At 65.3% G+C, this 20,856-nt stretch carries 23 protein-coding genes; 9 read left to right on the forward strand and 14 right to left on the reverse strand.

The annotated features are described in order from the left end of the window. Position 1 precedes the first annotated feature (1 nt). On the forward strand, positions 2-685 hold the full coding sequence (locus ACODS2_RS08545; protein ID WP_488998425.1) for a glutathione S-transferase family protein: 684 nt from the start codon (positions 2-4) through the stop codon (positions 683-685). Here the strand turns inward: ACODS2_RS08545 and ACODS2_RS08550 are convergent. From ACODS2_RS08550 to ACODS2_RS08565, 4 genes are read right to left on the reverse strand one after another with little or no spacing between them, the layout of a single operon-like run. After that, positions 682-1,104, reverse strand: a complete 423-nt coding sequence (locus ACODS2_RS08550; protein WP_298165910.1) for a DUF983 domain-containing protein — start codon at positions 1,102-1,104, stop codon at positions 682-684. The genes ACODS2_RS08545 and ACODS2_RS08550 overlap by 4 nt on opposite strands. 41 nt (positions 1,105-1,145) lie before the next feature. Then, positions 1,146-2,699 carry a DHA2 family efflux MFS transporter permease subunit gene (locus ACODS2_RS08555; protein WP_488998426.1) on the reverse strand — a complete coding sequence of 518 codons (1,554 nt, stop codon included), beginning with the start codon at positions 2,697-2,699 and terminating at the stop codon, positions 1,146-1,148. After that, positions 2,683-3,756, reverse strand: coding sequence for an HlyD family secretion protein (locus tag ACODS2_RS08560; protein WP_488998427.1), 1,074 nt, complete (start codon positions 3,754-3,756; stop codon positions 2,683-2,685). The genes ACODS2_RS08555 and ACODS2_RS08560 overlap by 17 nt, the downstream gene beginning before the upstream one ends. Further along, entirely contained in the window at positions 3,749-4,225 is a 477-nt protein-coding gene (locus ACODS2_RS08565; protein WP_488998428.1) for a MarR family winged helix-turn-helix transcriptional regulator, read from the reverse strand. Before ACODS2_RS08565 ends, ACODS2_RS08560 begins: the two co-directional genes overlap by 8 nt. 126 nt (positions 4,226-4,351) lie before the next feature. Between ACODS2_RS08565 and ACODS2_RS08570 the strand changes: the two genes are divergently transcribed. Genes ACODS2_RS08570 through ACODS2_RS08580 form a run of 3 tightly spaced genes read left to right on the forward strand, consistent with a single transcriptional unit; the run spans position 4,352 to position 6,241 of the window. Then, positions 4,352-4,978, forward strand: coding sequence for a lysophospholipid acyltransferase family protein (locus ACODS2_RS08570; protein WP_488998429.1), 627 nt, complete (start codon positions 4,352-4,354; stop codon positions 4,976-4,978). Beyond that, complete coding sequence (locus tag ACODS2_RS08575; RefSeq protein WP_488998430.1) at positions 4,971-5,756, forward strand: DUF1295 domain-containing protein; 786 nt, start codon at positions 4,971-4,973, stop codon at positions 5,754-5,756. The genes ACODS2_RS08570 and ACODS2_RS08575 overlap by 8 nt, the downstream gene beginning before the upstream one ends. Then, on the forward strand, positions 5,738-6,241 hold the full coding sequence (locus ACODS2_RS08580; RefSeq protein ID WP_488998431.1) for a DUF2306 domain-containing protein: 504 nt from the start codon (positions 5,738-5,740) through the stop codon (positions 6,239-6,241). Before ACODS2_RS08575 ends, ACODS2_RS08580 begins: the two co-directional genes overlap by 19 nt. A gap of 3 nt (positions 6,242-6,244) precedes the next feature. On the opposite strand, the gene ACODS2_RS08585 is transcribed toward ACODS2_RS08580, so the two are convergent. After that, a complete protein-coding gene (locus ACODS2_RS08585; protein ID WP_488998432.1) occupies positions 6,245-8,017 on the reverse strand; it encodes a bifunctional metallophosphatase/5'-nucleotidase in 1,773 nt (590 codons plus the stop codon). Between the two features lie 125 nt (positions 8,018-8,142). Here ACODS2_RS08585 and ACODS2_RS08590 point away from each other — a divergent pair, with 125 nt between their 5' ends. Beyond that, the gene (locus ACODS2_RS08590) at positions 8,143-8,778 is read left to right on the forward strand and encodes a TetR/AcrR family transcriptional regulator (protein WP_488998433.1); all 636 of its coding nucleotides are present in this window, start codon (positions 8,143-8,145) and stop codon (positions 8,776-8,778) included. On the opposite strand, the gene ACODS2_RS08595 is transcribed toward ACODS2_RS08590, so the two are convergent. Then, positions 8,775-9,260, reverse strand: coding sequence for a thermonuclease family protein (locus ACODS2_RS08595; protein WP_488998434.1), 486 nt, complete (start codon positions 9,258-9,260; stop codon positions 8,775-8,777). The two genes, ACODS2_RS08590 and ACODS2_RS08595, sit on opposite strands and share 4 nt — an antisense overlap. A gap of 147 nt (positions 9,261-9,407) precedes the next feature. Between ACODS2_RS08595 and ACODS2_RS08600 the strand changes: the two genes are divergently transcribed. Continuing rightward, the gene (locus tag ACODS2_RS08600; RefSeq protein ID WP_488998435.1) at positions 9,408-9,752 is read left to right on the forward strand and encodes a hypothetical protein; all 345 of its coding nucleotides are present in this window, start codon (positions 9,408-9,410) and stop codon (positions 9,750-9,752) included. Between the two features lies 1 nt (position 9,753). On the opposite strand, the gene ACODS2_RS08605 is transcribed toward ACODS2_RS08600, so the two are convergent. The 4 genes from ACODS2_RS08605 to gluQRS all read right to left on the reverse strand — a co-directional run bounded on the left by ACODS2_RS08605 (position 9,754) and on the right by gluQRS (position 12,389). Then, on the reverse strand, positions 9,754-10,623 hold the full coding sequence (locus tag ACODS2_RS08605) for a 3-hydroxyacyl-CoA dehydrogenase NAD-binding domain-containing protein (RefSeq protein ID WP_488998436.1): 870 nt from the start codon (positions 10,621-10,623) through the stop codon (positions 9,754-9,756). A gap of 84 nt (positions 10,624-10,707) precedes the next feature. After that, positions 10,708-11,283, reverse strand: coding sequence for a cob(I)yrinic acid a,c-diamide adenosyltransferase (locus ACODS2_RS08610; RefSeq protein WP_421836795.1), 576 nt, complete (start codon positions 11,281-11,283; stop codon positions 10,708-10,710). Between the two features lie 18 nt (positions 11,284-11,301). After that, on the reverse strand, positions 11,302-11,538 hold the full coding sequence (locus tag ACODS2_RS08615; protein WP_298165936.1) for an HIG1 domain-containing protein: 237 nt from the start codon (positions 11,536-11,538) through the stop codon (positions 11,302-11,304). Further along, entirely contained in the window at positions 11,535-12,389 is an 855-nt protein-coding gene (gene gluQRS / locus ACODS2_RS08620) for a tRNA glutamyl-Q(34) synthetase GluQRS (protein ID WP_488998437.1), read from the reverse strand. The genes ACODS2_RS08615 and gluQRS overlap by 4 nt, the downstream gene beginning before the upstream one ends. 551 nt (positions 12,390-12,940) lie before the next feature. Between gluQRS and guaA the strand changes: the two genes are divergently transcribed. Beyond that, a complete protein-coding gene (gene guaA / locus ACODS2_RS08625; RefSeq protein WP_298165940.1) occupies positions 12,941-14,500 on the forward strand; it encodes a glutamine-hydrolyzing GMP synthase in 1,560 nt (519 codons plus the stop codon). A 12-nt stretch (positions 14,501-14,512) separates the two neighbouring features. Here guaA and ACODS2_RS08630 read toward each other — a convergent pair whose 3' ends face one another. Continuing rightward, a complete protein-coding gene (locus ACODS2_RS08630; protein ID WP_488998438.1) occupies positions 14,513-15,919 on the reverse strand; it encodes a hypothetical protein in 1,407 nt (468 codons plus the stop codon). A gap of 93 nt (positions 15,920-16,012) precedes the next feature. On the opposite strand from ACODS2_RS08630, the gene ACODS2_RS08635 reads away from it, so the two are divergent. Next, entirely contained in the window at positions 16,013-16,408 is a 396-nt protein-coding gene (locus ACODS2_RS08635) for a MerR family transcriptional regulator (RefSeq protein WP_488998439.1), read from the forward strand. A gap of 30 nt (positions 16,409-16,438) precedes the next feature. Here the strand turns inward: ACODS2_RS08635 and ACODS2_RS08640 are convergent, their stop codons facing one another. The 3 genes from ACODS2_RS08640 to ACODS2_RS08650 all read right to left on the reverse strand — a co-directional run bounded on the left by ACODS2_RS08640 (position 16,439) and on the right by ACODS2_RS08650 (position 19,165). Further along, positions 16,439-17,047 carry an NAD(P)H-dependent oxidoreductase gene (locus tag ACODS2_RS08640; RefSeq protein WP_488998440.1) on the reverse strand — a complete coding sequence of 203 codons (609 nt, stop codon included), beginning with the start codon at positions 17,045-17,047 and terminating at the stop codon, positions 16,439-16,441. A gap of 216 nt (positions 17,048-17,263) precedes the next feature. Then, positions 17,264-18,037, reverse strand: a complete 774-nt coding sequence (locus ACODS2_RS08645) for a TauD/TfdA dioxygenase family protein (protein ID WP_488998441.1) — start codon at positions 18,035-18,037, stop codon at positions 17,264-17,266. 231 nt (positions 18,038-18,268) lie between these two features. After that, positions 18,269-19,165 carry a LysR family transcriptional regulator gene (locus ACODS2_RS08650; protein ID WP_488998442.1) on the reverse strand — a complete coding sequence of 299 codons (897 nt, stop codon included), beginning with the start codon at positions 19,163-19,165 and terminating at the stop codon, positions 18,269-18,271. A gap of 109 nt (positions 19,166-19,274) precedes the next feature. Here ACODS2_RS08650 and ACODS2_RS08655 point away from each other — a divergent pair, with 109 nt between their 5' ends. Next, entirely contained in the window at positions 19,275-20,852 is a 1,578-nt protein-coding gene (locus ACODS2_RS08655; RefSeq protein WP_488998443.1) for a proton-conducting transporter transmembrane domain-containing protein, read from the forward strand. Positions 20,853-20,856: the final 4 nt, after the last annotated feature.

Raw genomic sequence — 20,856 nt, forward strand, 5'->3', positions numbered from 1 at the left:
CTTGGCCTATACCCTGATCACCGCAAACCGGAACTATTCAAGCTGGTCACTGCGCCCCTGGGTGCTGATGAAGGTGCTGGGCATTCCCTTCGAGGAACGCATCGAGCCTTTCACCAAGCCTTCGAACTATGACGAGTTCCGCGCGTTCTCGCCCACGGGCCAAGTGCCGGTGCTGCTTGATGGCGAAACGACCGTGTGGGATTCGCTCGGCATCGCGCTCTATCTGGCGGACCGGCACAAGGGCGTGTGGCCGGTGGATGCAGCGGCCCGGGCCTTCGCGCAGAGCGCCGTCACCGAGATGCATGGCGGCTTTTCAGCCTTGCGCAATGATTGCCCGATGAACGTGGGCGTGCGGGTGCAGCCGCGACCGATGCGCGATGCGCTGGTGCGCGATGTGGCGCGGGTGCGCGAGATCTTCGAGCAGGGCCTCGAACGATTCGGCGGGCCGTGGCTGGCAGGCGAGGCCTTCACGGTGCTCGACGCTTTCTACGCGCCGGTCGCTTACCGGGTGCGCACCTATAGCCTCGACGTTGGGAAGGGTCAGGCCTGGGTCGACCACGTGATCGCGCATCCCGCCATGCAGGGATGGGAAGCAGTCGCACTCGCGGAAACCTGGCGCGAGGTGAGCCACGAGGAAGAGCTTGCGGCCAGCGGTGCGATCACCGCCGATTACCGCAAAGCCTAAGGCTTCTCGTCCGCCTTCTCGCGCGCGTTGAGTTCTGCCCAGAGGCCTTCGGTGCCCGCTTCGACCGCGTGATTCACGTATTGCGAGGCGGCGAGCCACCCTTTGAACGGGCGCAGCGTGGCAACGCAGCCGAGGACGAGGATCGGCATCGAGGTGAACACGTGGACCCACCACGGCGGATCGAACTTCACCTGCACATATACCACTACGAAAACCAGCGGGAACGCGGTGATGCACAGGGCGAAAAAGGCGGGGCCATCGTCCGTCTGCGCATAGCCGAAATCGAGGCCGCAGTGATCACAGGTCTTGGCGAGCTTGAGCCAGCCGGCAAACATGTGCCCCTTGCCGCAGCGCGGGCATTTGCCTTGCCAGCCGCAGCGCAGGATCCATGCGAGCTTCGGATTTGAAATCAGAGCCATGGGATGGCCGTTAAACCTCGGCGAGGCCGCCAGCAATAACTTTAGTGATCCGCTGCCGCCGCCTGCATCGGCGGGCCGCCCATGGCGGGCTTGCCGGCCTTGACGAAGAAAAGCACCGGGATCGAGGCCCAGCACAAGAGGCCCATCATGTAGAAATCGTTGAGGTAGCCGATCATCGCGGCCTGCTTGTTGACCATGCCATCGACCACCCGCATCCCGGCCTCGGATACGCCGCCATAGGCAGTGATACGATCGAGATCGAACGGCACGCTCATCCGGGTGATCTGGGCGCCCATTTCCGCGTGGTTCACCTGCATGTTGCGCGCAAGCATGAAGGTGCACACCGCGATGCCGATCGAGGCGCCGATAGACCGCATCAGGTTGTTGAGCCCGGCGGCATCGGTGCGCAGTTCGGGCGGCAGTGTGGCGAAGGCGATCAGGTTGATCGGCATGATCGTGAAGCTGATGCCCACGCCCTGGATCAGGCCGGTCAGGAAGATCGGGGTCATCGGCATATCGGGCGACCAGCCCGCCATGAGCCATAGCGACCAGCCCGAAAGGCCCATGCCGATGGTGAGCGCGATGCGCGGATCCATCTTCGTGATCCAGCGCCCGAGCAGCGTGATCGTGGCCAGCAGTCCCAGCCCGCGCGGGGCAAGCAGCCAGCCGGCATCGACCGCAGGGTAGCCATAGATGCCCTGGAGCAGCCCCGGCAACAGCGCCAGCACCGCCATCATCACGCAGCCGATCAGGAACATGAAGATGAGGCTGGCAACGAAATTGGCATCGGCAAACATGCGGCCCGGAAACAGCGGCTTCTCGGCGGTGACGAGGTGCACAACCGCCATCCACGCGCTGCAGGCCCAGATCACGGCATAGGTCACCACTTCGGCGCTGCCGAACCAGTCCTGCGAGGGCCCGCGATCGAGCATGAGCTGGAACGAGGCAAGCGCGAGCGCCACCAGCAGCCAGCCGGTGAGGTCGATCGGGCGGCGGATCACATCCTGGCGCGGCAGCAGCCACCACAGTACAAGGCCGGACGCGATCCCGATGGGCACGTTGATGAAGAACACCCAGCGCCACGAGTAGCTTTCGGTGATGTATCCGCCGAGCAGCGGCCCCGCGATGGGGCCAAGCATGACACCCTGCGTGAACAGGGCCATCATCTTCGGCCGCTCTTCGGTCGTGCTGGAATTGAGCATCACGGTCTGCGCGAAGGGCGAAAGGAATGCGCCACCGATCCCCTGCACCACGCGGAACGCCACCATCTGCCCAAGGTTCTGCGCAAGGCCGCACATGATCGAGGCGGCGGTGAAAGCCACGACCGAAAACGTGAAGACGAGGCGGATTCCGAACCGGTCGACCAGCCAGCCACCGAGCGGCAGCACTACGGCAGAGGCAAGCACATAGCTCGTCAGCACCCAGCTGATCGTTTCCTGCGTGGCCGAAAGCGAGGCTTCCATGTGCGGCAGCGCGACGTTGGCAATCGTGGTGTCGAGCACCTGCATGACCATCGCCGCCATCACCGCAGTGAACAGCAGAGGGCGATGCTTTACCAGCCAGGCAGGCTGCTGGGCATCACTTGCCGTCGACATGGACCGTCACGTTCGCACTAAGGCCGGCGATCAGCGGGCGGTCACCACTGGACGAATCGATCGCGATGCGCACCGGCACGCGCTGGGTGACCTTGACCCAGTTGCCGGTGGCGTTCTGCGCCGGAAGTACCGAGAATTCGGAGCCGGTGCCTGCGCCGATGCTATCGACATGGCCCTTGAGCTTGAGGCCCGGATAGGCATCGAGCTTCACATCGGCGGGCTGGCCAGAGCGCATGCGGGCGAGATCGGTTTCCTTGAAGTTTGCCTCCACGCGGGCACCGCCTTCGCGCACGATCGAAAGCATCGGCACGCCGGTGAAGACCATCTGGCCGATCTGCAGGCGATTCACCTGCGTGACTCGGCCCGAGACCGGCGCGCGCACCACGGTGCGGGTGAGATCGAGCGCGGCCTTGGCACGGGTGGCCTGCGCCGCAGCGACCTGCGGGTTCTGCCCGGGCACTTGCGCGCCGGTGGCAAGCTGCGCACGCGCTTTCTCGACTTCGGCGGCGACCGAAGCCAGCCGATCCCGCGCAGAGGCGACGGCGTGCTGCGCCTCGTCCATCCGGGCGCGGGTGTTGAAGCCGCGATCAAGCAGCGCCTTTTCACGGGCATACTGCGCTTCCGCGAGGGCGAGATCATCGCGCGCGCCGGCAATATTGGCGGCATTGGCGCCGACATCGGCCGAAAGCGCGGTGATGTTGGCCTGCGCGCTGGCGATCTGTGCATCGGCCTGGCGCATCGCGACTTCGTAGCTGGTGGGATCGATGCGGAAGAGGACATCGCCCGCTTTGACTTGCTGGTTCTCGTGCACGTTCACGGCAACGACGAGACCGTTCACCTCACCCGCGATCGAGACGATGTCCTGCTTCACGTAGGCGTTGTCGGTCGAAACCTCGCCGGGACTGCCGAACCACCAGGCGAGTGCGCCGCCGACGATAAGGGCGGGGACGATCAGCATGGCAGCAAGACGCAGCCGCTTGCTGAGGGTGGCCTTGCGCCGCTCGCTCGCCGCGGCTGCCGCTGCTTCGGCGGGCTTGAAGGGATCCGCTTCAGCCATGGGCGAGCGCTCCTTCCGCCAGAGAACTTTCGGGCGCCTTTTCCGGCGGAATATCCTCAAGGAGATTGGCCCGCACCCGTTCAAGAAGGGCAAGGAGCAGATCGCGCTCGGCCGCCGAAAAGCCTTGCTGCGCTTCCTCGAACACATCGGTCGCGCACACGAACAGTTCGTCGAGCAGCGGGGTGGCGGCCTCGGTGAGGAACAGCCGCCAGGCGCGGCGATCATTCGGATCGGCGCGGCGCTCGACCATGCCGGATTTTTCCAGCCGGTCGATCATGCGCCCCGCAGTGATCGCTTCCACTTCGAGCCACTGCGCGAGCGCGCCCTGGTTGATGCCGGGGGTGCGGCGCAGCGCGGCGAGCATGCGCCACTGCGGACCGGTGACGCCGAAGCGGCGGCTCACCACGTCGAAACGCTTGCGCAGCAGGCGGCTCACGTCCGAGGTCAGGAAAGCGATGTTGTTCTGCATAGGCACGCACATAATAATCGTGCTTATTATAGTCAAGACAGGCTAAAAGGGTAGTCTCGCCGACGCGGGTTCCCCTTCGACAAGCCAGCTCCGCCTCGCTAGAAATACTGCGGGGGAGAGAGGCGGATGGACGCAGGTACTTTTGCGCGGGAGCTGGAGGAAAGGCGGGCAAGCCTGTCCTCGCGCGTGGTGAAGCGCGCGTTGCTGGGCTTTTACCGGATGCAGGGATGGAAGGCCGTGGGCACGCCGCCGCCGGGTGGGCGCTATGTGATCATCGCCGCGCCGCACACGTCAAACTGGGACTTCGTGTACTTCCTCGGCCTCGTCAACGAACTGGGGCTCGATGCGCACTTCATGGCCAAGGACAGCCTGTTCCGCTGGCCGATGGGCGGCTTCATGCGCGACATGGGCGGGATATCGATCGACCGTTCGGCGCGGCACAACGTGGTCGATGCGATGATCGCCGAATTCGCGCGGCGCGACCGCTTTGCGCTGACGATTGCGCCCGAAGGCACGCGCAGCGCGGTCAACCAGTGGCGCACGGGCTTCTATCATATTGCGCTGGGCGCGGGCGTGCCGCTGGTGATCGGGATGATGGACTATAGCCGCAAGGTGGGCGGGCTTGGCCCGGCGATCATGCCGACGGGGGACTACAAGGCCGACATGCAACAGGTCGCCGAGATCTACCAGAGCGTGACCCCGCGCCATCCGGAGCGCGGGATCAAGGACTTTGCGGGGATGTTCGATGCTTGAAGGGCTGATCGTCAATGCCATCGCGCTCGCCGTGCTGATGGCGCTGCTGGCGCGCGCCGCGGCGAAGATCGGCGATGTGAGCTTCATCGATGCTGTGTGGGGCGCGGCGATGGCGGCGCTCGCGGTTTCGGCCTGGGCGCAGGCGGCGGACAAGGGTCCGCGGGCCAGCCTGATCGCAGCGATGGCGCTGATCTGGGGCGCGCGGCTGGGCTGGCATCTCTACACCCGCTGGCGCGCGCATGGCGAGGACGTGCGCTACGCCCGGATGTTGGGCAAGGCGCGCAAGACCGGCAAGTATGGCAGAGCGGCAGCGCAAGTCTTCGCGCTGCAGGCCGTGCTGCTTTACGTGACCTGCCTCCCCGCGCAGTTGGGTGTGCTCGCCGCTGGCAGCGAAGGCATCGGGCCGCTGGCCATGGCGGGCGTAGCGCTCTGGCTGATCGGCTTTGCGTTCGAGACAATCGGCGATGCCCAGCTCACACGCTTCCGCGCCGATCCTGCCAGCAAAGGCAAAGTGCTCGATACCGGGCTGTGGCGCTATACCCGCCATCCCAATTATTTCGGCGACACGTGCGTGTGGTGGGGGATCTGGCTGGCGGCAAGCGAGGCGGGGCCGCCGGTTGCGCTGGCCTCGCTGGCGGGGCCCGTGTTCCTGACCTTCACGCTCACCCGCTGGTCGGGCAAGCCGCTGCTCGAAAAAGGCCTCGTCCAGCGCCGACCGGATTATGCCGACTATGTGCGACGCACATCCGGGTTCATTCCATGGCCACCGAAGCATTAACCCGCCCGCAGCCGCTCGCCCCCGACCTGCTTGAACGCGTGCTGGGTTGGGCCGCGCTGGCCCTGCTCGCTGCGGCGCTGGCCGCCATCATGCGCGGCCAGGCGAGCTGGGGCGCGGTGCCGCCTGCGATATGGCTTCACCTCGGCACGGTCATCGTGGCTTTGACGCTGACCCCGGTAATCCTGTGGCAGAGGCGCGGCACGCGGCTGCACCGGCGGCTGGGATATGTCTGGGCGAGCGCGATGTTCATCTCGGCACTGGACAGCTTCTGGATCCTTGAAACCAACCACGGCCATTTCAGCGTGATCCACCTGCTCTCCGCCTTCGTGGCGGTGCAAACCCCGCGCCTCGTCCTCACCGCCCGGGCGCACAACCATGCCGCACATCGGCGCACCGTGCGCGGGTTGGTGATCGGCGGGCTGCTGACCGCCGGCGCGCTGACGTTCCCGTTCCACCGCCTGCTGGGGCGCTGGCTGCTGGGCTGAGCATCAGCCGCCGGTAACGCGCTCCTCCATCGGAACATCGATGCGCGGAGCGGCGCGGAAATACGCTTCGAGCGCATCGATGTCGGTCGGCCCGGTCACGGCATCCTGCCCTGCCTTGAACACGGTGAAGCCATCCCCGCCAAGCGCGAGGAAGCCGTTCATGGCCACCCGGTAGCGCGCAGCGGGATCGAGCGGCTTGCCGCCCAGTGTGATCGCGGTGATGCGGCTGCCCACCGGAGCACGGCGGTCGACCCGGTAGGTAAAGCCGGTCGAGGGCGCGAGCGCCTGTTCCGGGCCGACATCATCGAAACCCTGCTCGAGCACTGCCTTGATCTGCGCCCCGGTGAGCGTTTCGATGGTCAACGCGTTGCCGAAGGGCTGGACGAGGTAGATATCCCCGAAGGTGACCGTGCCATCTGCGGCGGGAGCAATCGCGGCGCGGATGCCGAAGGGGTTCATCAGCGCGATCTGTGCACCGGCGGACCGGCTGGCGGCGAGCTGCGCATCGGCGATCAGGTTGCCAAGCGGGCCGCCCGTGGCCCCTTCGCCCTTCACCGCCGGCCCGGAAAGCTTGCCGACCGGGCGCGTCGCATAGGCCTTCGAGGCATCGACATAACGCTGCACATAAGCCGCGATATCCGCGCGCGGCGAATAGAGCGGTGCCAGCGGCGAGAGGGCGACAGGCCCCTTGGCCGAGGTGAACGGCTGCGACTGCACGATCAGGTTGCGCGCACTGCGGCTGATCACGCGGTGCGCGGCGGGATCGATGGCAAGCGTGATCTCGGTCAGTTCCTTGCCATAGAGCCCCGCGCTGGTGAGCAGCACCGGGCGCGCCGGATCGCTGGTGGGCAGTTCGCAGATATAGTCTGCATGGGTGTGGCCGGAGACGATCACATCGACCGCGCCCGACAGGCGGTGCAGGATGGGCAGGATTTCGCCGTCGAAGCCCGCGCAGCCATTGGGATCGGGGGCGGCCGCCTGCTTGCCGCCCTGATGGATCAGCACGATGATGGCGTCCGCCCCCTGCGCCTTGAGCTTGGGCACTTCGGCGTTGATCGTGTCCGCCTCGTCGGCAAATGTCACGTCCGCAATGCCCGCCGGATTGACGAGCGTGGGCGTGCCCCGCAGCGTCAGGCCGATCACGCCGACCTTCACCGTGCCGGCACCGCTGCCGAAGGTGCGAATCGCGTTGGCGGGAAACAGCGGCGTGCCGCTGGCCGTCAGCGTGCTGGCGGCGAGGTATCGGAAGCGCGCCCCGGCAAACTTTTCGAGCTGGCACGGCTCGCGCGCGGTGAGCTTTTCGCAGCCGCCTTTCTGCATGCGCAGCAGTTCCCGCGTCCCCCGGTCGAATTCGTGGTTGCCGACGGCGGCATAATCGAGACCGAGGCGGCTGAGCGCTTCAATCGAAGGTTCATCGAGGAACAGCGAGGATGCGAGCGGGGACGCACTGATGAGATCGCCCGCCGCCACGGTCATGGAGTGGGCGTGGCGTGCGCGCAGCGAATCAAGCGCGGCGGCAAGCCACGCGGCGCCGCCGGCGGGGACTTGCGCGGTGCCTCCCTGCCCGTCCGGCATGCCCACGCTCTGGCGCGGGGGTTCGAGATTGCCGTGGAAATCGTTGAAGGCAAGCACGGCAACCTCGACCGGCGCCGACGATACTGGGGCCGAAGCGAGGCTTCCTGCCGCGTGCGGCGCGGCGCAGGCGGAGAGCAGCGCCGTGAGGGCGAGAGCCCCGGCGATGGCGCTGCGATGGTGTGGGTTGCCAATCTTCGTCATGCCGTACGCTTCCTTGCCCATATCAACACCATTCCTGACTCGATCAATTACCTGAAGCGGAATTGAAACCGGCGCAGGTAATCCCTAAAATGGCGCATAGCCCTCTCAGGCGACAGGATCATAACATGCCGCGCGCGCAGCCCGATATTGAAGCCGGCCAGGAGCGACTGGTCGCACTCGCCTGTGCGCTCATCGAAGAGCGCGGCGGGCAAGCGCTGACAATGCAGGAAGTTGCAGCGCGCGCGGGCATCTCGCCAGCGCAGGTGCTGCGCTATTTCGATAGCCGGGAGGCCTTGCTTGAGGCCGTGGCGGAATACTGGTTCCGCCCCAAGGTCGCGATCATGGAAGACGTGGTCGCCAGCGAACTGCCGGCCCGCCGCAAGATGTACGAATTCTTCGCGCGCCGCTTCGAGATGATGCGCGATGCCTACCGTGCCGATCCCGTGGCTCACGAGATGTATGTCGAGCTCGGCAACGAATACTTCGAGCAGGTGCGCAGCTACGTCGACCTTGCCGACCACTATCTCAGCATGATCATCGCCGAGGCGATGGGCGAAGGGTTCTTCCCCGGGCTCGAGATCGACATGACGCTGAGCCTGATCAACCAGATGGTCTCGCCCTATTGCAACATCGGCGTGATGGGCATCCTGATGGACCGGCTAAGCGAGGAAAAGCTGGCGCGCATCATCGATGCGGTGTTCGACGGGCTTTCGGCCCAGGACCGCGGCGCGATGGGCGTAAGCGGGCTCAGGGCAGCCTAAGCCACACACCAGTCTCCGCGCCGGCCGTGCCAATGTTCGGCAAGGCCCTCGCGCTCCAGCACCTCGCCCAGACTGCGCCCTGCGCGCAGAACCACCCGCAGCGCGCGGCCGTAGCGGTCGGTCTCACGCCCTTCGACCGAAAGCGTGAAGGGGCCGGCATTGAGCAGGTCCGTCAGCCGCCGCGTGGCCGTCTCCGCGAGCCGCGCTTCGTAGGCGCAGGACGGATGGCCGAGCTCGGGCGCGTTGATATCGGCAATGCGGATCTTGAGGCCGCGATACCAGAACGTATCGCCGTCCACGACGCAGGTGACGCGCGCCGGTCCGTCGCAGCGGGCAAAGGCAGCAGTCTCGCGATCGTCGGAGGCTGCACCGGACGCGCTCGACAGCGGGAGGGTGAGGGAGAAACCTGCGATCACGGCGAGCGCGGACAGGGAGCGGGCGGAAGGAAGCTTGATCATGCCGCCGGACTGACGGATTTTCATGCTTTGTTCTATTTCAAAAAATACTGATAGGACAGTATCTTAGGATGATCACTTAGCTAATTTCTGTCCGGTTCGGACTGCTTTGGCCTTTCTTAACCACGGCGGCTGCAAGCTTGCCAAAGCGCTATCAACCGGACCGCCCGACCCGTGTACAAACTGCTCTTCCGCAGCCGCTGGTATGCCCTTGCCTGGGCAGTCCTCACGGCGGCCAGCGCCGTCATATTCGCGACCACAGGTGCGGGTGCTTGGATCACTTCGGGCAAGCTCGAAGCGCGCGCGGCCCGGGAAGCCCGCGAGAACGAGTTCCGTGCCTGGGCGGAAGATGACAAGCGCCGGATGGACGACGAGACGGGGTTCGATCCCTCAAGCCCCGAGCACGTTCGCGACGGCATGCCGCCGCGTCAGGATGCAGGCACCACAAATGGCCAGAGCGCGCCCTTCACCCGGGGCGATGCCGACGAGGATCTCGAAGACGAGCCGGACAGCCAGTAGCTCAGCGGGTCGGGACGGGTACCTCGCCGCTATAGTCATAGAAGCCTCGGCCCGATTTGCGACCGAGCCAGCCGGCCTCGACATACTTCTGCAGCAGCGGCGCGGGGCGGTACTTCGGGTCGCCGGTGGAGGCGAGGTAGATCTTCATGATTTCGAGCAGGGTATCGAGCCCGATGAAATCCGCGAGTTCAAGCGGGCCCATCGGGTGGTTGAGCCCGAGCTTCACGCCCTTGTCGATATCCTGAATCGAGCCGGTGCCGCTGCCCAGCACGAAGGCCGCTTCGTTGATGAAGGGCACGAAGATGCGGTTCACGATAAAGCCCGGCTCATCCTGCGAGAGCACGATTTCCTTGCCGATATCGGCGACGAAGCCGCGCACCGCTTCGATGGTGCTCACGGAAGTGGCCAGGCCGGGGATGACTTCGACCAGCTTCATCAGCGGCACGGGATTGAAGAAGTGAATGCCGATGAAGCGCGCCGGATCGGGCGAGGAAACCGCCATGCGGGTGATCGGGATCGACGAGGTGTTGGACGCCATGATCGCGCTCGGCGCGAGGTGCTTGCCCGCCGCTTCGAAGATCTTGTGCTTGATGTCCTCACGCTCGGTCGCGGCTTCGATCACGAGATCGGCCTCGCCGAGGCGGAGGAAATCACCAACCGGGGTGATGCGCGAAACGGTGGCGATGGCATCCTCTGCGGGAATCTTGCCGCGCTCGGCAAGCTTCATCAGCCCCTTTTCGATCTTCGTACGCGCCGCTTCGGCCAGGCTCAGCGAGACGTCGGAAAGCAGCACCGTCTTGCCCGAAGCGGCCGCGACCTGGGCAATGCCCGAACCCATCTGACCGGCACCGATGACTGCGATTGTCTGCATGACTTGAACCCCGCGTGATTGCACTTTGGGGCGCTGCCTAGTGAGGTTTGACGCGCGTGGGAAGCCGCAGATTTGGGAGTGGGGTCAGCGCGAGCCGCCGGGGACCCAGAGCGGATCGTTCCCGGCATTGAGCGCACGGGCGAGCACGAAGAAATAGTCCGAGAGCCGATTGAGATAGGCGAGTGCGGAGGGGTTCACCGGCTCCGACGCGGCCAAGGCGGTGGCGGCGCGTTCGGCACGTCGGGTGATCGCGCGTGCGAGGTGGACGCGGGCCGCGCCCTCGCTGCCGCCCGGAAGGATGAAACTCGTCAGCGGCGGAAGCTGCGCATTGAGCGCGTCAATCTCGGCTTCGAGCCGTTCGGGCTGGGCCGCGACGACACGCAGCACCATTTCGGAGGGCGTGAAATCGGCACCGCCCACATCGCCCAGCGGCGTGGCCAGATCGGCGCCGAGATCGAACAGGTCATTCTGGATGCGGTGGAGCGGAGCGGCGCGGTCTGCCTCCAGCGCGAGGGCGGCGAAACCGACCATGCTGTTGAGTTCGTCGACCTCGCCGATCGCTTCGAGCCGGAGATCGTGCTTGGGGCGGCGCGAACCATCGACGAGGCCCGTCGTGCCTTCATCGCCGGTGCGCGTGTAGATCTTGTTGAGTTTGACCACGAGAAAAGCTGAGCCGACTCAGCGACCGCCGTGGGTGAACAGCAGCAGCACCGCGACCACAGCCACGGCGAGGCCCTGGTACTTGATGCGGTTGAACATCATCTTGTTCTGCAGCAGCTGCATTTCAGTTGCCCGCGTGCCGTCGCCTTCCAGATCAGCCTTGGTGGTGCTGAGAAAAGCGCCGATGCCGCGAAGGAGCGACCAGACCGTCAGTGCCATCAGCACAAGGATCACGGGAACAAGGAGCATCGTCATGGCGCAAGGTCTAGGCCGTCATGAAGTGAAACGCCAGTGTCAAAGCGGGTAAGCCGCAGTGCATCGGCAAGCGCGCGGCCATCCTCGCCCGCGCGGCGGCGATCCCCGAGCGAAGGCGCATCGCGGCGCTTGGCAAGCTTGCGGCCATCAGGCCCGGCAAGCAGGCCGTGATGATGCCAGCGCGGTTCTGGCAGGCCGAGCAGGACTTGCAGCAGGCGGTGGATATGCGTGGCAGCAAAGAGATCGGCGCCGCGGGTAACGACGGTCACGCCGTCCTCGGCATCGTCGAGCGTGGCGGCCAAGTGGTAGCTGGCGGGCGCATCGCGGCGCCAGATCACTACATCGCCGAGCATGGCCGGGCGCCCGCTCTGCGGGCCGCGACGTTCATCGAACCAGGTGAGCGGACCGGCCAGTTCCGCTGCCTGCTCGACATCGAGGCGCCAAACCGGATCGGGAGCGGAAAGCGGCGGATTGCGCAGGCAAGTGCCGGGGTAGATCGGCCCGTCCGGTCCGTGGAGCGTGGCGGCGGCGGCCACTTCGGCGCGGGTGCAGCGGCAGGGATAGAGCAGGCCCATCGCGCGCAAGTTGTTGGCCGCCTCGCGGTAGCTGTCGATACGGGTGGACTGGGCGGGCACTTCCTCGAACGAAAGGCCAAGCCAGGCGAGGTCGGCGCGAAATTCGTCGGCAAGGTCAGGGCGGCTGCGCGCGCCGTCGATATCCTCGATCCGGAGCAGAAAGCGGCCGCCGTCTTGCGCTGCGCGATCATGCGCGACAATCGCGGCATAGGCGTGCCCCAAGTGAAGCGGGCCGTTGGGGCTGGGGGCAAATCGCGTGACGGTCGGCAGGTCCATGAAGACCGTCCATAACCGTGTGGCCGGAAAACAAAAACGGCTGCCTCAAAGTGCAAGGCAGCCGCTTTTATCTGGAAGACCCGCATGGTTCGCCCCGCGGGAGGGGGCAAGTGCTTCGTGCCAGCTCAGACGAGCGTGGCGCCGAAGAACATGCTGCTGATGCCAGCAGCCAGAACCAGCGAAAGGATCGCCGAAGTGTAGTTACGCATAATGTCCTCCTGTTTTGGGAACTTTCAGGGGACTCTCCCGTTCGAGCCGCGCCGGCAGGGTGGTGGATTGCGCAGAGCGTTCGGAACGAGGGCGCAAATAGGCCTTCCCCCGCCTGCTGCAAGTGCGAACAAGGCAACCATGGTTGCATTCTTTGCAATCAATTGCGATACGCTACTGATATACTGAAAAATCAGGATTTTCCGGACATATGCCCTTTGGTGAAGCACGAATGTTTCAAAGGAAAAACATTTTATAAACCAGATGCACACCGCGCAATCGTGTGATCTGCCTTTTTTCGCGCCTCGCTGGACAGCGGATACCGAGATCATTATCCGCCTGCCATGAGCATTCAGCCTTCAGAATCGATCCTCATCGTCGACTTCGGCAGCCAGGTCACCCAACTGATCGCACGCCGCGTGCGCGAAGCGGGCGTCTACTCCGAAATTGCCCCCTTCACCCAGGCCGAGGCAGCGTTCCACCGGATGAAGCCGAAAGGCATTATCCTGTCGGGCTCACCTGCCAGCGTTCCGGCAGACGGCAGCCCACGCGCGCCGCAAGTGCTGTTCGACAGCGGATTGCCGATCCTTGGCATCTGCTACGGCCAGCAGGTGATGAGCCAGCAACTCGGCGGCGAGGTCCTGCCCGGCGACTCGGGCGAATTCGGCCGCGCTTTCCTTACCGTGACCGAGCCTTGCGCGCTGTTCGACGGCCTCTGGCAACCGGGCGAGCGGCATCAGGTGTGGATGAGCCACGGCGACAAGGTGACGCAATTCGCCCCCGGCTTCCGCATCGTCGCGGTATCGGACGGCGCCCCCTTCGCGGTGATCGCGAACGAGGAGAAGAAGTACTACGGCACCCAGTTCCACCCCGAGGTGGTCCACACGCCCGATGGCGGCAAGCTCATCGCCAATTTCGTGCGCCACGTCTGCGGCTGCACCGGCGAATGGACGATGGCGGAGTTCCGCAAGACCAAGATCGCCGAAATCCGCGAACAGGTGGGCGATGCCCGCGTGATCTGCGGCCTTTCGGGCGGCGTCGATTCGGCGGTGGCGGCGGTGCTGATCCACGAAGCGATCGGCGACCAGCTCACTTGCGTCTTCGTCGATCATGGCCTGATGCGCATGGGCGAGGCCGAGCAGGTCGTCAGCCTGTTCCGCGGGCACTACAACATTCCGCTGGTCCACAAGGACGTCTCGGCGCTGTTCCTTGGCGGCCTCGCGGGCGTCACCGATCCCGAGGCCAAGCGCAAGTTCATCGGCAAGACCTTCATCGACGTGTTCGAGGCAGAGGCCAAGCAGGTCGGCGGCGCGGACTTCCTCGCGCAGGGCACGCTCTATCCGGACGTCATCGAGAGCGTCTCGTTCACCGGCGGACCTTCAGTCACGATCAAGAGCCACCACAACGTGGGCGGCCTGCCCGACCGCATGAACATGAAGCTCGTCGAACCGCTGCGCGAGCTGTTCAAGGACGAAGTCCGCGCACTGGGCCGGGAACTCGGACTGCCGGATGTGTTCGTCGGCCGCCACCCCTTCCCTGGCCCCGGCCTTGCCATCCGCATCCCCGGCGAAGTGACGCGCGAGAAGTGCGACATCCTGCGCAAGGCCGACGCGATCTACCTCGAAGAGATCCGCAACGCGGGGTTATACGATGCGATCTGGCAGGCCTTCGCGGTGCTGCTGCCGGTGCGCACCGTTGGCGTGATGGGCGATTTCCGCACCTATGACGCGGTCTGCGCGCTGCGCGCCGTCACATCGACCGACGGCATGACCGCCGACATCTACCCCTTCGACGCCGGGTTCCTGAGCCGCGTGGCGACGCGCATCGTCAACGAGGTGAAGGGCATCAACCGCGTGGTCTACGACTACACCTCGAAGCCGCCCGGCACGATTGAGTGGGAGTAAGCGCACCCCCGGCTAGCCGGTGATCCGCACCCGCATGAACAGCATGAAGCTCGTCGGGCTGGAGCCGTAGGCGGGCTGGATCGCTTCGGGCAACGCATACTTGCTGACCAGACCGCCGAGATCGAACGCGACCTTGCCCACGGGCAGCGAGTGGTAGCCGCCGAGGCTGAACTTGCTGACGTTGAACACCTGGCCCGCCAGCGGATTGCCTTCCGCCTCGTCGCCGAACAGCTCGTCCTTGTCGACATTCTCGGCCCGGCCGAACAGCGTCCAACGGCCCAGTTGCAGCGCGCTGTCGAGCAGGAAAGCATCGGCGGGGTGGGAATGGTCACCACCCAAATGGGTGTTGCGGCCCCAGGCCAGCGTTGACTGCCAGTTGCGCCCGGGCCCGAGCGCGCGGTTCCAGGTGATCGAGGCAGTGGTGCGGCGCACGTTCTCGTCCGGGTGCAGACCTTCGGGGCTCTTGAGGAAGCCATGGCTCACCTGCATCGAAAGGTCTGCCGTGGGGTTCCACGTGGCGCGCACGGACCAGCTATCGAAGCGCGGCCGCTCAAAATCCCAGCGGTTGGCATCGGGTTCCCGCCCGGTAAACACCGAGCCTTCAAGCTTCACCCCGCGATAGACGAGGCCCGCGGTCGCGACGCCGAACGTCACGTGCGTGCTGTCGAGCCAGTGGTGCGAGATCGGCGCTTCGGGGTTCGCCATGCCGGGGAAGCGGTGCATGAAGGTGGCGGGGCCGAGCGCGGGTTCGCCGGGCAATCCGAAGTAGACGAAGCCCGAAAGCTGGTCGGTGATCGGGTGGCTGTAGGTGGCCGAGAGCTCCATGAACGCATCATGTGGATGCTGCCGGTCGATCAGTTTGGTCACGCCGTCCGCGCTTTCACCGCTCGCCAGCAGCAGCGGATAGCCGCGCTTGCCCATCAGCGGATCGAGACTGACCATTCCTTTCAGCGATAGCGTGCCCCCACCAAGTGGGCGCTGCGCCATGCCCATGAGCATCGAAGTCGAGAAGGTCTTGGTATCGCCGCGCGGCCCGCCCTGGTTGTCGTAGATGAGCGTGGCGAAACCGTGGACCATGGTGGACCAATCGCCAGCGCGGCCCATGATCGCCCACATTGGCGCGCTATCAGGCTGCCAAGCCGTGCCGGAGGCATCGCGCATCATGCTGTAGGAACCGAGTGCGCCCACCATGCCTTTCATGTCCATGCTCTTCATGTCCATGCCGTGCATGCTGTGGTCCATGGCCGCATGATCGACCGGGGGCGCAGCGGGTGCTTCAGCTTCAGCCGGGGGCATGGGGTGCGCTTGGTGGTCCATGCCAGGCATGGAGTGCGCTTGGTGGTCCATGCCAGGCATGGACTGGGCCGCAGCGGCGAGCGGCATGGCCAGCGCCGTCGTGGCAAAAAGGGTCCTGATCATCGGGGTTCCTGAAAAGGGCTGCATGCTTGTGGTTCATCGAACCCCGGCCCATATAGCCTCCGTACCATAGTACGGAGTCAACCCATACCGGTGATGACAATTGCAAAACTCGCCAGCGAGGGCGGTGTTGGCGTCGAGACGGTGCGTTACTACCAGCGCCGCGGCCTGATGCCTGAGCCTGAGCGGCCGTCCGGCACAAGCGCGAACGGGCGGGTGCGCCGTTATGGTTCGGACGATGTGCGCCGCCTGCGCTTCATCAAGGCGGCGCAGGGTGCAGGCTTCACGCTGGAGGAAATCGGCCAGCTGCTTTCGCTCGATGCGACGGACGATCGCGCGCGGGCGCGCGAACTGGCGCGGGCCCGCGTCAACGCGCTCGACGAACGGATCCGGGAACTGCAAGACGCACGAGACGCGTTGAGCCGGCTGGCGCAGGTTTGTGAGCAAGGCTCGACGCGGCTCTGCCCGATCCTGACAGCGTTCGAACCCTGAACGTCGGTCGAAACGCCGCCGGGGCGCGGATCAGGCAGCGAGGCTCTGCGCCGGCCTCGCCTGCCAGCGACGCGGGCTGCGTACGGGATTGGCATGGCGATCTGCTGCGGTCGTGGCGATTTCGTTGATACCCATGAAGCGCAGCTGGGTATCGATGCAGTGCACCTGATAGTCTGTCATCGCCTCGTTGTGCCATGACCCGGTCCGGGCGGCGAGCACGATCGCCTTCTTGCCGGACAGCAAGCCGCGGGGCCCTTGCGCGGTGTAGCGGAACGTGCGGTCAGCCCGGATGACGTGGCTGAACCAGGCCTGCAATTCAGGATTGAGCCCCATGGCATAGATCGGCGCGCCATTGCTCTTGCTGCCATGGGCGCGGCGATACCACTGGGCCAGCGCGGGGGGCACCGGATGGTGACCGATCGGCGCACCGATCACCACCAGATCGGCAGCTACCAGCTCTTGCACCAATTCGTCCGACAGGTTGCCGGCGGCACCATGCGGCGCAAGCCCGGTGAGATCGCGCTCCGTCACCAGAAGATCGGGCACGGCCCCGGCGACACGGCCCAGCATGGCGGTGATGTGTTCATGGATCCACGCCTTGTTCGGTGCGGCGGCCGGATAGAGAGCAAGCACGTTCATCGGGAATCGTTTTCCGGTAGGCGCAAGAGCCGAAAGGGTATTGAAACGGAAAGGTTTCAGCCTGCATCCGCAGCAGATGCGGGTTGATTTGCCCAGTCGGAAAGATGCCGGTTTGATGACAAGTGCCGATCGGATGGTGCCAGAATGGCCACAAAAACGCCCGGCCGGCTGCGCACCGACCGGGCTCATGCCAAGTCCCGAAAAGATGGCGCTTTATCAGCGCCGGGACTGGGCCATTTTCCAGATCGGATTGTCCAGCCGGGGAAGGTCGCGGTACATCACCGAAGCGCTGTTCCAGAGCACCAGATCGCCGGGCTGCCAGGTGTGGCGATAGACGAATGCCGGCTGCGTGACCCACTTGCGCAAGTCACCGAGAAAAGCCTCGCTTTGCGTGAACTCCACGTCTGCGAGCTGGATCGCGGTATCGTCGATGAGCAGGCCGTGGCGGCCACCGGGCAAGCGCTGGACGAGCGGAAGCTCAGCGCTTTGCCGCGCCATCCACTGCATCAGGGCTTCGTGGCGCGGCTCGCGCTCGTGATAGAGCCGGTCGTGCCAGAAACCATGCAACACGCGCAGCGAAGCCAGTTCGCGCTGCTCGGTCGGCGCAAGGCCATCCCAGGCGGCGGCGGTGCAGGCAAATTCGGTCGGCGTAGCAATGCTGCCCTCGCCGGGGATCGCCATGATCGAAACCCCGCCGGGCGCGCGCGCCATCACATGGTCGTTTTCCCACACGCGGCTGTTCTGGAGATATTCGGCGAGCGCGGAAACCTGGCGATCGCCCACGATGAGGGAATCCTCCGGCACCGGCAGACGCGTGGGCGCCAGCGGGCCGTGGAGCGTGGCTTCCAGCCGCTCAGCAAAGGAACGCAGCGGACGCACCGGACAGAACGCCTGCCGGACGACGATGACCTCCCTGTCTTCCAGTCGCGTGAGCAACCAGTCCCGGTCTCCGATCAGAAGATCGGCCAGGCCGTGGCGATCGAGAGTCATGACAGCTTCATCAAGACCTGCACTCGAATGCAGCTCTGCATCATTACCGACCATAGTAGGTAGACCTCCTATGGAAAGAGATGGGATTTATTTACCATAGTTCCAAGGGTAATTATTTTATTATTATTTTGATCTGTATCAATTTTAACTTAGAGGCAATTTGCAATCATAGTTGGGGGCTTTGTCAGAAACCTGAGATGAATGCTGCCTGCCCGATCAGCCACGCAGCCGTCAGGCATGGTCGAACCGGTCGCGCATCGCCCGGTCGATCAACTGGCGTACCACCGGATTGGGAAAGCGCCGCCGGGTTGTAACGGCGAGGAACGTCTCGGCAATGCCGGGCAGCCCCTCGGCCTCCACCAGCGTGCCGGCACCCAGCTCATCGCGCACGACAATGGCGGGGAGAACGCCCAGCGCATGCCCTTCGCGCACCATCAGTCGCATCATCGCCATGTCGTCCACTTCGGCAGCGATCTGCGGCCTCAGATCAAGTCGGTCGACCAGCGCATCGAAACCGCCGCGCACGCCGCTGCCCGCGATCGGCAGAATCACCGGGTGCATCCGCAGCAGGTCCGCCACCGCGCGCGTCTCGCCCAGCAGCGCGGGCGTGCCGATCAGGCTGACCGGCTGTTCCGACAACCTCTGGACGATGAAGGGGGTCAGGGCATCGCTCGCGGGCGTCTGGTTAGTGAGCACCACGTCGAGGGCGAGGGATTCCAGCGCACCGAGCAATTCGCCCTGGCTTCCCGATCGCAGCACGACTTCGATATCGGTCCGCGCGAGCAGGGGTTCCACGAAGCTGATCTGAAAATTGCGCGAGAGCGTGGCCAGTGCGCCGATCCGCACCGCCTGCCGCGCATTGCCGGTCTCCTTGAGCGTGCCGAGCAGTTCCTCGCCGGTGGCGAAGATCGCCTCGGCATGATCGAGCGTGATCCGGCCTGCCTCGGTGAGGTGGAGCGCACGACCGCGTCGTTCGAACAGCGCATGGCCAAGCCGGTCTTCCAGTTTGCGGATCTGCACCGAGAGCGCGGACTGCGAGACATTGAGCCGCTCCGCCGTGCGCGAAAGGTTGCCATCCTGCGCGACGGCCCAGAAATAGCGAAGGTGGTTGTAATTGAGATCGGCCATATCGTTCACTTAAAGCGAACGGTATCAGCTAAACAATGAATTTTTTGCTGATCCGCAGTTTCGCTAGGAGCGAGGCAACTTCGAAAGCCCCTCCTGCGGAGCGCCGATCATGCCACTTTCTCTTCTGGTCCTTGCCCCACCCGCCCTGCTGCTGATCGCTGCCGCGCTCGGCTTCGCGCAGCCCGGCCGCATCGCGCGCGGCCCGCTGGCCCTGATCGAGCTGCTTGCGCTGCTTGCGGTGGCGATGGCCGGGGGCGCGATGGCAGCACTGGCAATCAGCGGTGCCACCACCCTGACCCTTGCCGCTGCCGGCCCTGCCCTGCCGCTGCTGGCCTTCCGGCTCGATCTCATCAGCGCCACGATGCTGCTCCTCGTCAGCTTCGTCGGCTGGATCGTGGTGCGCTATGCCCGCGTCTACCTCGATGGCGAGACGCGCCACGGCGTGTTCATGGCCTGGCTGGCAACGACGCTGGTGATGGTCATGCTGTTGGTGACGGCGGGCTCGCTCGTCCAGTTGCTGGCAGCATGGATCGCGACCAGCCTCGCGCTGCACAAGCTGCTGCTGTTCTATCCCGAGCGGGTCGCCGCGCAGCGCGCCGCGCGCAAGAAGTTCGTGACCGCCCGCGCGGGTGACGCCGCGCTGCTGGGCGCCGCACTGCTGCTCTTCAGCGCCTATGGCACAACCGACCTGCACGTGATCCTTGCCGCCGCGCAAGCCGGGATGGGCGGCTACGCAACGATGGCCGCCGCCGGGCTCCTCGCGATTTCCGCGCTGCTCAAGTCCGCCCAGTTCCCGCTGCACGGCTGGCTGACCGAAGTGATGGAAGCGCCCACCCCGGTTTCTGCGCTGCTCCATGCCGGCGTGATCAACGCGGGCGGGTTCCTGCTCATCCGCTTTGCCGATGTCATGCTGCTTGCCCCCGGCGTGCTGGCGGTGCTGGTCATGATCGGCGGGTTTACCGCGCTGTTCGGCGGGCTGGTCATGCTCACACAGCCGGCAATCAAGACCTCGCTCGCCTGGTCGACTGTCGGCCAGATGGGCTTCATGATCATGCAGTGCGGCCTCGCGCTGTTCCCGCTCGCGCTGCTGCACATCGTGCTCCACTCGCTTTACAAGGCGCATGCCTTCCTCGCCTCGGGCGGCGCGGTTGAGCAGATCGCGGCGGCACGGCGGCCCGGGCCGGTGGCGATCCCCCGTCCCGCTGCGGTTGGCCGTGCGTTCCTTGCGGCGCTGGCGATCTACGCGCTGATGACCTTCGCCTTCGATGCCATCCCGGGCTTCCACCACAAGTCGCCCCAGGCGGTTGCACTGGGCGCGATCCTCATCTTCGGCGTTGCCTACCTCTTCGCCCAGGGCCTGGCTGACAGCGCTCCGCGCGCACTGACCCGCAAGATGGCGGTTTACGCGGTGGCGGCCTCGATCGGCTACTTCGCGCTCCATGGCCTCGCGCTCTGGCTCACCGCCGGCACGCTGCCCGCCACCCCGGCGCCGGGTCCGCTCGAATGGACCCTGATGGTGCTCGCGGTGCTGAGCTTCGGCCTCGTCGCGGTGGCACAGTCGATGTTCCCGCTCTGGGCCTACCACCCGGCGGCTGCAGGCCTGCGCGTCCACCTCTCCAACGGCCTCTACGCCAACGCCCTGTTCGACCGGATGCTTGGCGGCTGGACCCTCAAGCGGCCCGCCTGACCCC

Source organism: Novosphingobium sp. FG137, from assembly GCF_057809735.1.